General features: G+C 39.7%; 14 protein-coding genes. 4 read left to right on the top strand and 10 right to left on the bottom strand.

All coding sequences use genetic code 11. From position 1 onward, the window contains the following. The first annotated feature begins 77 nt into the window (after nucleotides 1-77). Nucleotides 78-689: a YktB family protein gene (locus CFS04_RS00690; protein WP_088808683.1), complete on the top strand. Its 612-nt coding sequence runs from the start codon at nucleotides 78-80 to the stop codon at nucleotides 687-689. A 205-nt stretch (nucleotides 690-894) separates the two neighbouring features. Beyond that, entirely contained in the window at nucleotides 895-1,839 is a 945-nt protein-coding gene (locus CFS04_RS00685) for a magnesium transporter CorA family protein (RefSeq protein WP_088808682.1), read from the top strand. Nucleotides 1,840-1,958: 119 nt separating this feature from the next. Here CFS04_RS00685 and CFS04_RS00680 read toward each other — a convergent pair whose 3' ends face one another. The 10 genes from CFS04_RS00680 to pdhA all read right to left on the bottom strand — a co-directional run bounded on the left by CFS04_RS00680 (nucleotide 1,959) and on the right by pdhA (nucleotide 11,139). Further along, nucleotides 1,959-3,461, bottom strand: coding sequence for an SPFH domain-containing protein (locus CFS04_RS00680; protein WP_369821506.1), 1,503 nt, complete (start codon nucleotides 3,459-3,461; stop codon nucleotides 1,959-1,961). 60 nt (nucleotides 3,462-3,521) lie between these two features. Beyond that, the gene (locus CFS04_RS00675) at nucleotides 3,522-4,064 is read right to left on the bottom strand and encodes an NfeD family protein (protein ID WP_088808680.1); all 543 of its coding nucleotides are present in this window, start codon (nucleotides 4,062-4,064) and stop codon (nucleotides 3,522-3,524) included. A gap of 134 nt (nucleotides 4,065-4,198) precedes the next feature. After that, on the bottom strand, nucleotides 4,199-4,735 hold the full coding sequence (locus CFS04_RS00670) for a DsbA family protein (protein WP_088808679.1): 537 nt from the start codon (nucleotides 4,733-4,735) through the stop codon (nucleotides 4,199-4,201). 15 nt (nucleotides 4,736-4,750) lie between these two features. Beyond that, the gene (locus tag CFS04_RS00665; protein ID WP_088808678.1) at nucleotides 4,751-5,023 is read right to left on the bottom strand and encodes a UPF0223 family protein; all 273 of its coding nucleotides are present in this window, start codon (nucleotides 5,021-5,023) and stop codon (nucleotides 4,751-4,753) included. A 161-nt stretch (nucleotides 5,024-5,184) separates the two neighbouring features. Further along, nucleotides 5,185-5,475: a hypothetical protein gene (locus CFS04_RS00660; RefSeq protein ID WP_088808677.1), complete on the bottom strand. Its 291-nt coding sequence runs from the start codon at nucleotides 5,473-5,475 to the stop codon at nucleotides 5,185-5,187. A gap of 47 nt (nucleotides 5,476-5,522) precedes the next feature. After that, nucleotides 5,523-5,843: a hypothetical protein gene (locus tag CFS04_RS00655; RefSeq protein WP_088808676.1), complete on the bottom strand. Its 321-nt coding sequence runs from the start codon at nucleotides 5,841-5,843 to the stop codon at nucleotides 5,523-5,525. Nucleotides 5,844-5,954: 111 nt separating this feature from the next. Then, nucleotides 5,955-7,358 (bottom strand): dihydrolipoyl dehydrogenase, encoded by a 1,404-nt coding sequence (gene lpdA, locus CFS04_RS00650; RefSeq protein WP_088808675.1) that lies wholly within the window; start codon nucleotides 7,356-7,358, stop codon nucleotides 5,955-5,957. Nucleotides 7,359-7,362: 4 nt separating this feature from the next. Beyond that, a complete protein-coding gene (locus tag CFS04_RS00645) occupies nucleotides 7,363-8,970 on the bottom strand; it encodes a dihydrolipoyllysine-residue acetyltransferase (RefSeq protein ID WP_088808674.1) in 1,608 nt (535 codons plus the stop codon). Nucleotides 8,971-9,043: 73 nt separating this feature from the next. Then, a complete protein-coding gene (locus CFS04_RS00640; RefSeq protein WP_088808673.1) occupies nucleotides 9,044-10,021 on the bottom strand; it encodes an alpha-ketoacid dehydrogenase subunit beta in 978 nt (325 codons plus the stop codon). Nucleotides 10,022-10,023: 2 nt separating this feature from the next. Beyond that, complete coding sequence (gene pdhA / locus CFS04_RS00635; RefSeq protein ID WP_088808672.1) at nucleotides 10,024-11,139, bottom strand: pyruvate dehydrogenase (acetyl-transferring) E1 component subunit alpha; 1,116 nt, start codon at nucleotides 11,137-11,139, stop codon at nucleotides 10,024-10,026. 765 nt (nucleotides 11,140-11,904) lie between these two features. On the opposite strand from pdhA, the gene def reads away from it, so the two are divergent. Together def and CFS04_RS00625 are read left to right on the top strand one after the other, a co-directional pair. Next, nucleotides 11,905-12,456 (top strand): peptide deformylase, encoded by a 552-nt coding sequence (gene def / locus CFS04_RS00630; protein WP_088808671.1) that lies wholly within the window; start codon nucleotides 11,905-11,907, stop codon nucleotides 12,454-12,456. A gap of 48 nt (nucleotides 12,457-12,504) precedes the next feature. Next, nucleotides 12,505-13,503, top strand: coding sequence for a ThiF family adenylyltransferase (locus CFS04_RS00625; RefSeq protein ID WP_088808670.1), 999 nt, complete (start codon nucleotides 12,505-12,507; stop codon nucleotides 13,501-13,503). The last annotated feature ends 6 nt before the right edge of the window (nucleotides 13,504-13,509 follow it).

Genomic DNA, 13,509 nt, shown 5'->3' with positions numbered 1-13,509 from the left:
ATAAAATTCTTCTGATTGTATATGCCTCGCTACTTTCGTATAATAGTCATAACGACTATTTTTGGAGGGTATATAGCATGACAAACGGTTTTACAAAGAAGGAATTTAAGGCGATGAGAACGCCTGGACTCGCGAATCGAATGGAAGCGATTCAGACGGACATTCAGCCGAAATTTAAGGCGCTTGGTGAGGAACTTACGGGATTTTTAAGTGATGCCCTTAATACGGAGATGCATTTACATATCGCACGGCACGCTAGGCGGTCGGTGAACCCGCCTGATAGTACTTGGCTTGCCATTTGCGCGGATAAGCGTGGCTACAAGAAACACCCGCACTTTCAAGTCGGCCTTTACGGCGATTATGTGTTTATTTGGCTCGCTTTCATTTATGAAAACGAGGACCGGGATCAAATTGCCAGTCGCTTTTTGGCGCACCAGGCCATGTTTGAAGCGTTGCCAGATGGCTTCTCCCTCTCGAAAGATCATACCGTCAGCACCACTTTTGCTTTAAACAAAAAAGAACTTAAAAGCGCTTTAGAACGTTTTCGCGATGTGAAAAAAGGCGAGTTTTTAGTTGGGAAGATTTATTCGGAAAATTCGGCTGTGCTGCGCTCCGAGAAAGCGTTCATCGAGGAAGCGGAAGACGTTTTGCGCGCGCTCATACCACTTTACAAACTTGCGCTAAAATAAACATGTACAAATAGGCCTAAACTCGATATAATAGTGAAGTTGTGAGTATTTTGGAAAGGAAGTGAATTGTCATGAAGAAACAAAATCGAAAGCCTAGTGAGCCTGATCCACATCGAAGTATACAGGCGCGAGTCAATTTTGCGGAGGACAATTCCTTCACTAGTTGCAAAACGCCTGCTCTAGTTAAAAAAGAGGAGGGTTCCAAATGCACCAAATTTTTAAATCCGATGAAGATGGCAAATTAATTGAGCTTGAAGAAGTGGAACGCAATGCATGGATTAACATTGTTGCGCCTACATCAGAAGAAATCAATCAAGTTGCCGAAAACTACAATATTCCATTAGAATTTCTCGAAGATCCACTCGATAAAGATGAAAGTGCGCGGATTGAACGCGATGACGACACGGAAGCCGTTTTAATCATTTGTGACTTTCCAGTTGTGGATGAAGACGATATTCATTACGCCTCGTTTGAAACTATTCCAATGGGGATTATTTTAACAAAAGACTATTTTATTACGATTTGCACGATTGATTCGTCGATTATTCAATCCTTTATAAAACGGCGTATCAAAGGCTTTTATACGCATATGAAAACGCGCTTTGCCTTACAAATTCTCTATATGATTTCCACGCAATTTTTGCGCCATCTAAAACGCCTTAATCGTCAAACCGATGAAATCGAAAAAGAATTGCATGAATCCATGAAAAACAAGCAGCTCTATGATTTGATGGGGATAGAAAAAAGTTTAGTTTACTTTGTCACTGCCCTCAAATCCAACAAACTTGTGCTAGATAAAATGATGCGCCAACACATTGTAAAAATGTATGAGGAAGATCAGGATTTACTAGAAGACGTCATCATTGAAAACCGCCAAGGAATTGAAATGGCGGAAGTTCATTCCAATATTTTAAGTGGTATGATGGATGCGTATGCTTCGATTATTTCGAACAATATGAACATCGTCATGAAATTTTTGACATCTTTCACGATTATTTTAACGATTCCAACGATGGTATTCAGTTTTTATGGGATGAATGTAAAATTGCCGTTTATGGATATGTCACTCGCCTGGATTGTCACGCTAGGTATTTCATTTAGCATCGCCGGAATACTTGCACTTGTTTTTTGGCGAAGAAAGTTTTTTTAAAGCATAAAAAAGCATAAATCCTGTAAAATCCATTTTTCAAAATGGTAATCTTACTGGACTTATGCTTTTTTTATTGACTATCTTTTGGAATAAAAGCTGACGAGGCTTACCCCACCTTTTTATTCCTTATCTGACTGAATCGTTTTAGTTAGTTCATCCACACTATTTTTCACATTACCCTTACCAGAAAAGTTCTCCAGCAATTCGCGAATGTCAAGGCCTGTAGTGGCTTTTAGGCTTTCTTGTGCGGTCGTCATCAAATTCGTTGCATACGCACTTACCTTATTTGCACCACTGTTTGTACCATCACTTCCAGTATCAACAACAGTAATCGTATCAATATTGCTCATTGGAGCTGCTACTTGTTTCGCATATTCAGGCAGCATATTGACAATCATATCGAGCATCGCTGCTTGGCCATACAATTCGTAAGCTTCCGCCACTTTTCGTTTTGCCTCTGCTTCTGCTAAACCACGTAATTTGATAACTTCGGCTGCCGCTGTCCCTTGTGCTTGCTCCGCCTCGGCTTTTGCAATCCCTTGAACGCGAACTTGTTCCGCTTCTGCTTTCGCTTTTGTTTCAATACGATATTGGTTCGCTTCTGCTTCTGCATATTCTTGGCTCTTTCTAGCCGCCGCTTGTTGCTCAACAGCATAACGATCCGCATCCGCTTTTTTCTTCACTTCCGCATCATATTGACGTTCACGGCGTTGAATTTCACGTTCTTCTAATTCAATTTGTTTTTGACGCTCAATAATTTGAATTTGCATTTGTTGCTCAACAACTTCTTGTTTCGCACGTGCGCTTTCTAAATCATAAGCTTGGTCGGCATTCGCCTTTGCTGTTTCTTGTTCCCGGCGATATTCAGCAACTTTTAATTGGTTTTGCTTTTCAGCTTCAGCAATTTCTGTTTTACGCTCTAGTTCAGAACGAGTCGCTTCTTTTTCTGCTTCCGCTCGTTTCATACGCGTTTCTTTACTCGCTTCTGCTTCCGCCACATCTGCATCACGCTTCACTTGCGCAATACGCGGCTTACCTAGCGCATCTAAGTAGCCATTGTTATCTCGCACTTCTTTAAGCGTAAAGGAAACAATAATGAATCCCATTTTAGCTAAATCTTGAGCCGCAACTCCTTGCACTTCTTGAGAAAACTTATCGCGATTTTTATAAATCTCTTCCACCGTCATGGACCCTAAAATCGCACGAAGGTGCCCTTCAACCACTTCAATCGCTTCTGCTTCTCGCTCTTCACTTGTTTTTCCCAAAAATTGTTCAGCGGCTGTGGCAATTTCGGAAATTGATCCACCGATTTTAATAATTGCCGTACCATCCGCCATAACAGGAACCCCTTGTTCCGTATAAATCTCAGGCGTTCTAACATCTAATTTACTCGAAAGTAAACTAATTGGACGCGATTGCTGGAAAACTGGCATTACGAATGTACCGCCACCGCGAACAATTTTGACTTTTTTTCCGCCTTCATCAACAAAGACATTTTTACGACCTAAGTAGCTTCCCGAAACGATTAATGCTTCATCTGGTCCGACAGTTTTGTATTTGGTTACAAACACAATTAAAAACAAAATTAAAACAACAACTGCAACGATTAAAACTAATGTAATTCCTCCGGTTAAAATATTCAAACTTTACAGCCTCCCTTTTGTGTAGTAACTAATTTGTCCTTATCCTAAGAAAGAGGTATAGGGCGAAACTAAAATGTAAGCATCTTCTGCATCAATAATAAGCACTGTTTCTCCAAGCGAAATAGGTTCATTATCACTTGATTTCGCCGCCTTTGCTACTTTACCTGCATTCATTTCAATCAAGACCTCACCGAAACCATCGCTCGGAATAGAAGTAATGACGACACCTGTTTTTCCTTCTAAATCCTTTGTTTCATAAGCAATTGAATCACTTGTCCTAGAAAGTGGCAAAAGTATTCCAAAATAGAGAATTGACGAAAAAATCAATCCGATAATAATCGAACCAATTAAAACATTTATACTTGATAAAGACGTATATTTCTCACCTAAAAAGCCGGCTAATGAAAACGCACCTAAAAAGTATAAAATAATCGATCCTGGAATAGGTAATAAATCTAAGGCAAAGCTGACAATACTAACTGAGAAGATTAACGCCGATATTAGATCGATTACAATCAGTATACCTACCACAATCAATATGTAATAATATACATTCTCTATTGGCATTCCAAATACCATCATGTTGTTCCCTCCAATTACTTCTTTGTGAACAAATAGTCATACTTCCATTTTAACAGAAAGTCGGCACCACATCAATTGTTCCTAGGAAGCAAAAAAAAAGAAGTGAGTACACTTCTCACTTCCATTAAAACATGTTATTTTTTAGCAAATTCAGCGTTTAAAAGTTCTTCCAGCTCTTCGGGTGTAATGTGTTCATCAAAAATATGTTCACCGACAATGACAGTAGGAACAAAAACAACATTCGCGCGGTTCGCTTCCTCGATAATAGCCGCCGTCGCCTCTTCGTTATTTTGCTCTTTTAACTGCAATTTATCTTCCATATAAGAAGCTACTTCGTGAAGCGGCAAATTGCCCCACTCATCTTGCGTCGCATAAATTTTATCAATCACTTCCCACGTTTCAAACGGCGTATCGTAATTTAAATAGCGATGCGCCACGTTGCCCGGCTGAAGTTTTTCTTTTTCCTTATCAAATGGTTTAATAATTAACTCAATCTTTCCATCTCGAACGAAACGATCTAACACTTTTCTTGAATCAGTATGCCATTTACGGCAATATGGACAACGCAAATTCACAAATGACATCACTTTAACTTTCGCATTTTGTGACTGTGCAATATGAATTCCTTCTGTTGTTTTCACTTCAGCAGCCTTAATTTGACTAATATCCACTTTTATTCCCCCTAGTTATGGTTTCATTTTAATCGTACTCGTCGTAGCATTTTTCAGCATTTGCATCACCTGATAAGGCGAATAACCACTAACGTCTTCAAACTCACGCCCAAGACGCTTCTCCTCACCAATCGACGGCACGACCGTCTTAAACGCCCGGTACGTTTCTTTCAATTCCGCCGCACTGACGCCTTTCTCATAAGCCTTCTCAATCGACTCAAAATAATGGATGACGACCGCAATTTCCTCTTTCGTCCAGTCCATATCAATCGGATAACTATAATTCATTTCTTGTCACCCCTTCTTTTGGACAAATTCCCAAGTTCCACATTTCCAAGACAACATAAAATGCTCAGTTTCGGAACTAACAGCCTATTAAATTCATTTTATCATGCAACTTCCAAAGTTTAAAATGAATTGTTTACAAAAAAAAGATGCTAGCAGCACCTTTAATAACCTTGTTCTCTTTTCCGTTTTAGTAACATTGTCATCACAACAAAATAAGCCGGTAAAATGTAACTTACAATAATTAAAATGATAATTTCCAGCGTCGATTTTTGAATGTAGCCATTCGTTAATTTAATAAAACCAGTAATCGGTGTTTCTAAAATTTTAAAAACCGCCTGAAATCCCCCTGCATCATGCATATGTTGAATAAAGCCAATAACGAAAGCCACAATGGCTAGCAGAAAACAAATTCCCGCTATAACATAAGATATCCAAAACAAACTTTTTTTCATCACTTCACCTTACTCTCGTTTATTTCCCAGAATAAAAACATCAACGCCTAATAACTATGCGATTCCACATGTTTTTCTCTGTAACTGATTCTCGCGAAGTGCATGCCAACAAAAAAGAATGCGGGAAGAACAAAATTCAAAATAAACACGACTACATAGCGCACAAGAACGCTTGCAATTGGAATGGTGACAACAGGATTTGTAAACGGTGTCGCAATGATACGCAAAACAGCTTTATAGCCATCGGTATCATGCATATGATGAATAAAACCAATCCCAAATTGTATAAATGTATCCACTGTACAAAGCCCTGCAACAATCATAAGTAAAATAAAAACGGAATGCGGAATATGCCAATGCTTTTTCATTTTCACACCTGAATTCTAAGTTATTTTCGTGAAATATTCCTCTTTTTTACGCCATGTAAATTTTAACATATAAAATACGCTGTTTACAATTGTAAACAGCGTATTTTTTTATTAAATGTGAATAGGGCGTCCTAAAGCAAGTTCAGCCGCTTCCATTGTAAGCTCTCCAAGTGAAGGATGGGCATGGATTGTAAGGGCAATATCTTCTGCGGTTACACCCGTTTCAATTGCAAGACCGATTTCAGAAATAATATCTGAAGCGTTCATTCCTGCAACTTGAGCGCCAAGTACAAGGCCATCTTCTTTACGTGTCACTAAACGTACAAAACCTTCTGGTGCATCAAGTGAAAGAGCACGGCCGTTTCCGCCGAATGGGAATTTCGATGCTTTCACATCAATTCCTTTTTCTTTCGCTTCTTTTTCTGTCATACCTACAGTTGCAAGTTCAGGGTCACTAAACACAACAGCTGGAAGCACAGTATAATCATTTTCAGATTTTTCCCCAGCAATAGCTTCAGCAGCAATTTTTGCTTCATAGCTTGCTTTATGGGCTAAAGGAACACCTGGAACGATGTCGCCGATTGCGAATACGTTCGGTACATTTGTACGTCCTTGTTTATCGACTTCGATTAATCCACGTTCAGAAACTTTTACGCCTAATTGTTCCAAGCCGATGTCATCTGTATTTGGACGACGACCAACTGTTACAAGTACATAATCCGCTTCGATTGTGTTTGTTTCGCCATTTGCTTCATAAGTCACTTTCACGCCATTTTCAGTTTCTTCTGCTGACTTAGCGAGTGCTTTCGTTACGATTTCAACGTTTTTGCTCTTCAAGCTACGTTTAACAAGCGATACCATATCTTTTTCATATGTTGGTAAAATTTCAGGTCCGCCTTCAAGAATCGTAAGTTCAGTGCCTAGGTTAGCAAATGCTCCGCCAAGTTCAGTACCAATATAGCCACCGCCGATAACAACGAGTTTTTTCGGTACTTCTTGTAAAGCGAGTGCTCCTGTTGAACTTAACACACGTTTGCCATATTTGAAACCTGGGATTTCGATAGGACGTGAGCCAGTCGCAATGATAACATTGTTGAACGTATAAGTTTGAGCAGAATCTGGGTGAATGACACGAAGTGAATGTTCATCTACGAAGAATGCTTCCCCTTCTAACATTTCAACTTTATTCTTTTTAAGAAGTCCACGAACGCCTGTCGTTAATTTGTTAACAACGCTGCCTTTCCATTCTTGTGCTTTCGCAAAATCGAGATTAACATCTTTCGTTGTAATCCCCATATTATCAGAATGACTTGCTTCTTTAAAACGGTGACCAACTGTGATTAAAGCTTTGGAAGGAATACAACCGACGTTTAAACATACACCGCCGAAATATTCTTTTTCAATAATCGTTACTTTTTGTCCAAGTTGCGCTGCACGAATTGCGGCAACATATCCACCGGGGCCTGCACCGATAACTATCGTATCTCTTTCTTCTGGAAAATCTCCTACAACCATTATTTTACGCCTCCATTAGTAATAATTCTGGATCATTTAATAAACGTTTAATATTGTTCATTGCTTTTTGAGCTGTTGCGCCGTCAATTACACGATGGTCAAAGCTTAATGATAAAGCAAGAACTGGAGCAGCTACAATTTCGCCGTCTTTTACGACTGCTTTTTCAGCAATACGACCTACACCTAAAATAGCAACCTCAGGATAGTTGATTACTGGTGTGAACCATTGTCCACCGGCAGAACCGATATTTGAAATTGTTGCAGAACCGTGGCGCATTTCGTCAGCTGTTAGTTTACCATCGCGTGCTTTTCCAGCTAGCTCATTAATTTCATTTGAAATGGAGAAGATGGATTTTGTATCTGCATTTTTAATGACTGGCACATATAAACCGTGATCTGTATCAGCCGCAATGCCGACATTATAGTAATGTTTATAAATAAGTTCTTCAGTTGCATCATCCATCGTTGTATTAAGCACTGGGAACTCTTTTAATGTAGCAACTAAAGCTTTCACCATGTAAGGGAGGAATGTCAGTTTGATACCTTTTTCAGCCGCAACTTCTTTGAAACGTTTTCTGTGCGCCATAAGAGCAGAAACTTCAATTTCGTCCATTAATGTAACGTGTGGTGCTGTGTGTTTCGAGTTCACCATTGCTTTTGCAATCGCGCGACGAGTTGGTGTAAGTTTTTCGCGTGTTTCTGGATAAGCATCGCCAGCAGCTGGAACTGGTTTTGGTGCTGCTTTCGTCGCTTCCGCTTCTTTTTGCGGTGCTGCCGCTTCTGCAGCTGGCGCTTCTGGTGCATCGCCACTTAAGTAAGCTTCGATATCTTGTTTTAAGATGCGGTTATTTTTGCCGCTTCCTGCAACAAGGCGAATGTCAACGCCTTTTTCACGAGCAAATTTACGAACAGATGGCATCGCAATAACAAGACCATTTGGATCTTTTTCAGCAGATGGTGTTCCGTTGCCGCCACTTACAGGAGCCGCCGCAGGTTTTTCTTCTACTTTAGCTGTTTCAGCTGGCGCTTCTGGTGTAGAGGAATGATCCGCTGTACCTTCAAAGTCACCAGTAAATGTGATCAACACTTGACCTACTGTTGCAACTGTACCTTCACCAACTAAAATGTCTTTAACCGTACCATCAACTGGCGATGTAATTTCTTCGACTGATTTATCATTTTGTACTTCAAAAATTGCTTGATCTTCTTCTACTTTGTCACCGGATTTAACAAACCATTTGACGATTTCGCCTTCATGGATTCCTTCACCAATGTCAGGTAATTTAAATTCAAAAACGCCTGCTCCGCTAGAAGGTTTTGCCGCTGGTGCTGTTACTTCTTCCTTCACTTCTTCAGCTGCGTCTTCATGACCTTCAACGCCATCAAAAGTAATTAAAACTTGACCTACAGTGGCTACTTCGCCTTCAGCTACTTTAATTTCTTTTACTGTACCTGAAACGGGGGAAGTAATTTCCTCCACAGATTTATCGTTTTGTACTTCGAATAGAGATTCGTCTTCTTCAATTTTATCGCCTGGTTTTACGAACCATTTGACGATTTCACCTTCGTGGATACCTTCACCGATATCCGGTAATTTAAATGAATATGCCATTGTCTATTAAGCCTCCTGTTTTTATTCAAACTTTATATAGAATATTACGCCATCACGTAACGTACGCTTTTAATTAGAAAGCTAAAACTTCTTTAACACGTTCAACTACATCGTTATGGTTAGGTAACCAAACTGTTTCCGCTTGTGAGAATGGGAAAACGCTGTCTGGTGCAGTAACACGCATAACTGGCGCTTCAAGTGAAAGAATTGCACGGTCATTAATTTCAGCGATAACGTTTGCCGCTACGCCACCTTGTTTTTGTGCTTCTTGAACCATAACAACACGGTTTGTTTTCTTCACAGAGGCAACAATTGTGTCGGTATCGATTGGGCTGATTGTACGCAAATCAATTACCTCAGCAGACACGCCTTCTTTTTCCAAAGCTTCTGCTGCTTTTAAAGATTCTTGAACCATTGCACCGTAAGCGATGATTGTTACATCTGTACCTTCGCGGCGAACTGCTGCTTTGCCGATTTCAACGGTATATTCGCCTTCTGGAACTTCTTCACGGAACGAACGATATAATTTCATATGTTCTAGGAAAATAACTGGGTCATTGTCGCGAATCGCAGAAATAAGCAATCCTTTTGCGTCATATGGTGTGGACGGAATAACGACTTTAAGCCCTGGGGATTGTGCCATTAAACCTTCTAAATTATCGGCATGAAGTTCAGGCGTGTGAACCCCGCCACCAAATGGTGCGCGAATTGTAATCGGTGCAGTACGTGTACCACCTGTACGGTAACGCATACGTGCCATTTGTGCAACTACAGAGTCCATAACTTCAAATACGAAACCGAAGAATTGAATTTCAGGCACTGGGCGGTAACCTTCAAGTGCTAGACCAATTGAGAGACCGCCGATACCGGATTCTGCAAGTGGTGTATCAAATACACGGTCTTCGCCAAATTCAGCTTGTAGACCTTCTGTTGCACGGAAAACTCCGCCGTTTTTACCAACGTCTTCACCGAATACTAAGACGTTTTCATCATTTTTAAGTTCAACTGCAAGCGCATCTGTAATCGCTTGAATCATTGTTTTTTGCGCCATGATTATTTCGACTCCTTCGCTTCATAAATTGCCAATTGTTCTTTAACGTTGGCTGTTGGTGTTTCATACATATTTTTAAGAAGATCAGATACTTTTTGTTTAGGAATTGCGTCTGCTTCTTTAATTGCTTCTTTGATTTCTTCTTTCGCACGATCGATAACTTCATTTTCTTTTTCTTCGTTCCAAAGGCCTTTGCCTTCTAAGAAAGTACGGAAACGAACGATTGGATCTTTTAGTTCCCATTCTCCGTCAAGTTCTTTTGTACGGTAACGAGTTGGGTCATCCCCTGAAAGTGTATGTGGACCATAACGGTAAGTCATCGTTTCGATAAGTGTTGGACCATCGCCTGCAACTGCACGTTCACGAGCAAATTTCGTTACGGCATAGACTGCAAGTGGATCCATTCCGTCTACTTGAACACCTGCAATACCAGCTGCAACAGCTTTTTGCGCAAGCGTTGGTGCTGCGGATTGTTTTTCACGAGGAGTCGAAATGGCAAACATGTTATTTTGTACAACGAAAATAGCAGGAGCATGGAACGCACCAGCGAAGTTTAATCCTTCATAGAAGTCACCTTGAGATGAACCACCGTCACCTGTATACGTGATAACAACATTATCTTTTTTACGTTTTTTAAGTCCTAATGCAACACCCGCTGCTTGCACGATTTGTGCGCCGATAATGATTTGCGGGGACAACACTTTTAAGTCTTCTGGGAATTGGTTCCCTACAAAATGTCCACGTGAGAAAAGGAATGCTTTTGTAAGCGGTAAACCGTGCCAAATAAGTTGTGGCACATCACGGTAACCTGGTAACACGTAGTCTGATTTTTCAAGGGCATAATGACTTGCAAGTTGAGATGCTTCTTGACCTGCTGTAGGTGCATAGAAACCTAAACGACCTTGACGGTTTAACGAAATGGAGCGTTGATCAAGCACACGAGTCCAAACCATACGCGTCATAAGTTCAACCAATTGTTCATCTGTTAAATCAGGCATTAAATCCGGATTTACAATTTCACCTTTTTCATTTAAAATTTGAACCATTTCAAATTGTTTCGCAACTGCATCAAATTGTTGCGTTACATTAATTACTGCCTTCTTTTCTTTAGAAGCCATTACGTATCTCTTCCTTTCGTTTAACAAAATAGTGGAGAAAATGAATGCGCCATCATTCAGACTCTCTGAAAGCTTCATTTCCTGAAAACCTGATTATGTATTAATAAAAATGCGAGCATTAATAATAGAAGAAATCATTCTAAATGTATGTAAAACTTGTTTGGTTGCACTTTAGAATATTTCTTCTAAACATGTTCACTGGTCTAGTTGCTGCTTTACTTTTCCCCAGACACACACAGCAAAACATCTGTATATTTCTGAGTTTGTGAATTTTCGAATGTTTTTTCACAAAAAGACCTTACCAATTTTTTAATCAGCTCATTTTCTTTACGAAATCTGTTCTAATCAAAAACGGAATCTTTATTAATACACCAATCTTCCCTTTTAATTTACACTACTAACCAAAGGAAGTCAATATAATGAACTTCGGAATTTCTATCGCTTTCATTAGCTTAACATCAGTCATTATTCGTTTATTCACACTGTACTAAAAAACACCTTCCATTTTAAATTCTGTTATATAATATAATAAAACAGTTATTACCACACCAGTAAGACACTTTTTCATCTGCCTATTAGTTAGTTTGTGAATTCACAAACTATAAAAATTTTTCTTCTGGATTAAAAACGAATAATCACTCAGATATTAATCAATTCGTTCGCTTTTATCTCTCAATATAATTTAGTTTTCTCAATCCATTCCAATTTTAAAACATATTTGATAGAATAAAGAGTAGTTAATGAATGAACAGGAGCGTCGATGAGATGATTTTAATGAAAGATATTGTTCGTGAAGGTCACCCGGCTTTACGCGAAGTTGCAAAAGAAGTAACTTTCCCTCTTTCTGATGAAGAAAAACAATTAGGACAAGAGATGTTAACTTTTTTAAAAAATAGTCAAGATGAAGAAATAGCAGAAAAATATGGACTACGTGGTGGTGTTGGTCTTGCTGCCCCGCAACTTGCTGTTAATAAACGAATTATTGCTATCCATATTGAAGATGAAAATGATAAACTGTATAGCTATGTTTTATATAACCCAAAAATTAAAAGCTATTCCGTTCAAGAAGCATGCCTTGCAGGCGGTGAAGGCTGTCTATCTGTTGACCGCGAAGTGCCGGGCTATGTCGTTCGCAGCGAGCGCATTACGCTTACTGCTTTTGATGAAAACGGAACACCTATTAAGCTTCGCCTAAAAAATTATCCTGCGATTGTGGTGCAACATGAAATTGATCATTTAAACGGCATTATGTTTTTTGACCACATTAATAAAAATAATCCATCTTACCTTCCGCCAGATGTGGACGTGTTAGGTTAAGATAAAAAAAGATGCCTATTTTGCGCATCTTTTTTAGGAGGTTTTGCTATGGAGAGATACGATAGACAGATTCGGGTTAAGGAAATCGGAGCTTTTGGGCAAAAAAAAATTAGGGAAACGACTGTCCTTATTGTTGGAGTGGGTGCAATTGGGACTTATGCGGCTGAAATGATTGTCCGTATGGGTTTTAAGCGGCTTGTTTTAATCGACCGCGATTTTGTTGAACTGTCGAATTTGCAACGTCAGACGCTTTTTACGGAAGCTGATGCGGAAGCAAGACTTCCTAAAGCGTACGCTGCAGCCTTAGCTTTAAAACAAATGAATCGTGATGTTGTGGTGGATTTTGTTGTGGACGACGCCAATGCGGAGTCGCTTGCCCCTTTTACGGACGTGAATTTTGTGCTTGATTGTACGGACAATTTTGGGACGCGGCGCTTTTTAAATGATTGGTGCCGGGAACACGAGATTCCGTGGATTTATACATCTTGTGCGGGGACTTACGCTGGGCTGATGCCGATTGATTCAAAAGCTTCTGCTTGTTTAACTTGCCTGATTGGGGAAATGCCGCAAACCAATGAAGCAAGTTGCGATATTATTGGGGTGCATGGTGCACTTATCCCCATTGTAGCAGGGGCGCAAGTTTCGCTGTTAATTAAAATGATGCTTGATGAAAATTTTACATATAATACGTTTTATCAAATTGATAACTGGCAATTCTCATTACAAAAAATTGCTGTTTTGAAGTTGCGGACTTGTCCATCTTGCGGGGAAAAAAAGCAAGAGCAGAGAGCATTTTCTTCGCAGCCTATTTTGCTTTGTGGGCGTGATACGGTGCAATTTCAACTGGTGGAAAGTCGGCAGGTTGATTTTGACGGGATTATGAAGCGGCTTGTGCGGGAACAATTGGACGTGCACCGCAATGATTTTCTGCTTTATTTTGATTTTGAAGGCTACCAACTCACGGTTTTTAAAAACGGGCGCGTTTTAGTTCATGGAACGGACGAATTAAATACGGCGCGGAAAATTTATCACCACTTTTTCAATTAAAAGGAG

The sequence above is a fragment of the Listeria sp. ILCC796 genome (assembly GCF_900186175.1).
GTDB classification, from domain to species: domain Bacteria; phylum Bacillota; class Bacilli; order Lactobacillales; family Listeriaceae; genus Listeria; species Listeria goaensis.
The sequence above is the reverse complement of the archived record's forward strand: the minus strand, read 5'-3'. Positions and strand labels throughout refer to the sequence as shown.

Coding starts and splice junctions, on each gene's coding strand:
- CFS04_RS00690 (WP_088808683.1), top strand. CDS start 78: ATGACAAACGGTTTTACAAAGAAGGAATTTAAGGCGATGAGAACGCCT.
- CFS04_RS00685 (WP_088808682.1), top strand. CDS start 895: ATGCACCAAATTTTTAAATCCGATGAAGATGGCAAATTAATTGAGCTT.
- CFS04_RS00675 (WP_088808680.1), bottom strand. CDS start 4,064: ATGATGGTATTTGGAATGCCAATAGAGAATGTATATTATTACATATTG.
- CFS04_RS00665 (WP_088808678.1), bottom strand. CDS start 5,023: ATGAATTATAGTTATCCGATTGATATGGACTGGACGAAAGAGGAAATT.
- CFS04_RS00660 (WP_088808677.1), bottom strand. CDS start 5,475: ATGAAAAAAAGTTTGTTTTGGATATCTTATGTTATAGCGGGAATTTGT.
- CFS04_RS00655 (WP_088808676.1), bottom strand. CDS start 5,843: ATGAAAAAGCATTGGCATATTCCGCATTCCGTTTTTATTTTACTTATG.
- lpdA (WP_088808675.1), bottom strand. CDS start 7,358: ATGGTTGTAGGAGATTTTCCAGAAGAAAGAGATACGATAGTTATCGGT.
- CFS04_RS00645 (WP_088808674.1), bottom strand. CDS start 8,970: ATGGCATATTCATTTAAATTACCGGATATCGGTGAAGGTATCCACGAA.
- CFS04_RS00640 (WP_088808673.1), bottom strand. CDS start 10,021: ATGGCGCAAAAAACAATGATTCAAGCGATTACAGATGCGCTTGCAGTT.
- pdhA (WP_088808672.1), bottom strand. CDS start 11,139: ATGGCTTCTAAAGAAAAGAAGGCAGTAATTAATGTAACGCAACAATTT.
- def (WP_088808671.1), top strand. CDS start 11,905: ATGATTTTAATGAAAGATATTGTTCGTGAAGGTCACCCGGCTTTACGC.
- CFS04_RS00625 (WP_088808670.1), top strand. CDS start 12,505: ATGGAGAGATACGATAGACAGATTCGGGTTAAGGAAATCGGAGCTTTT.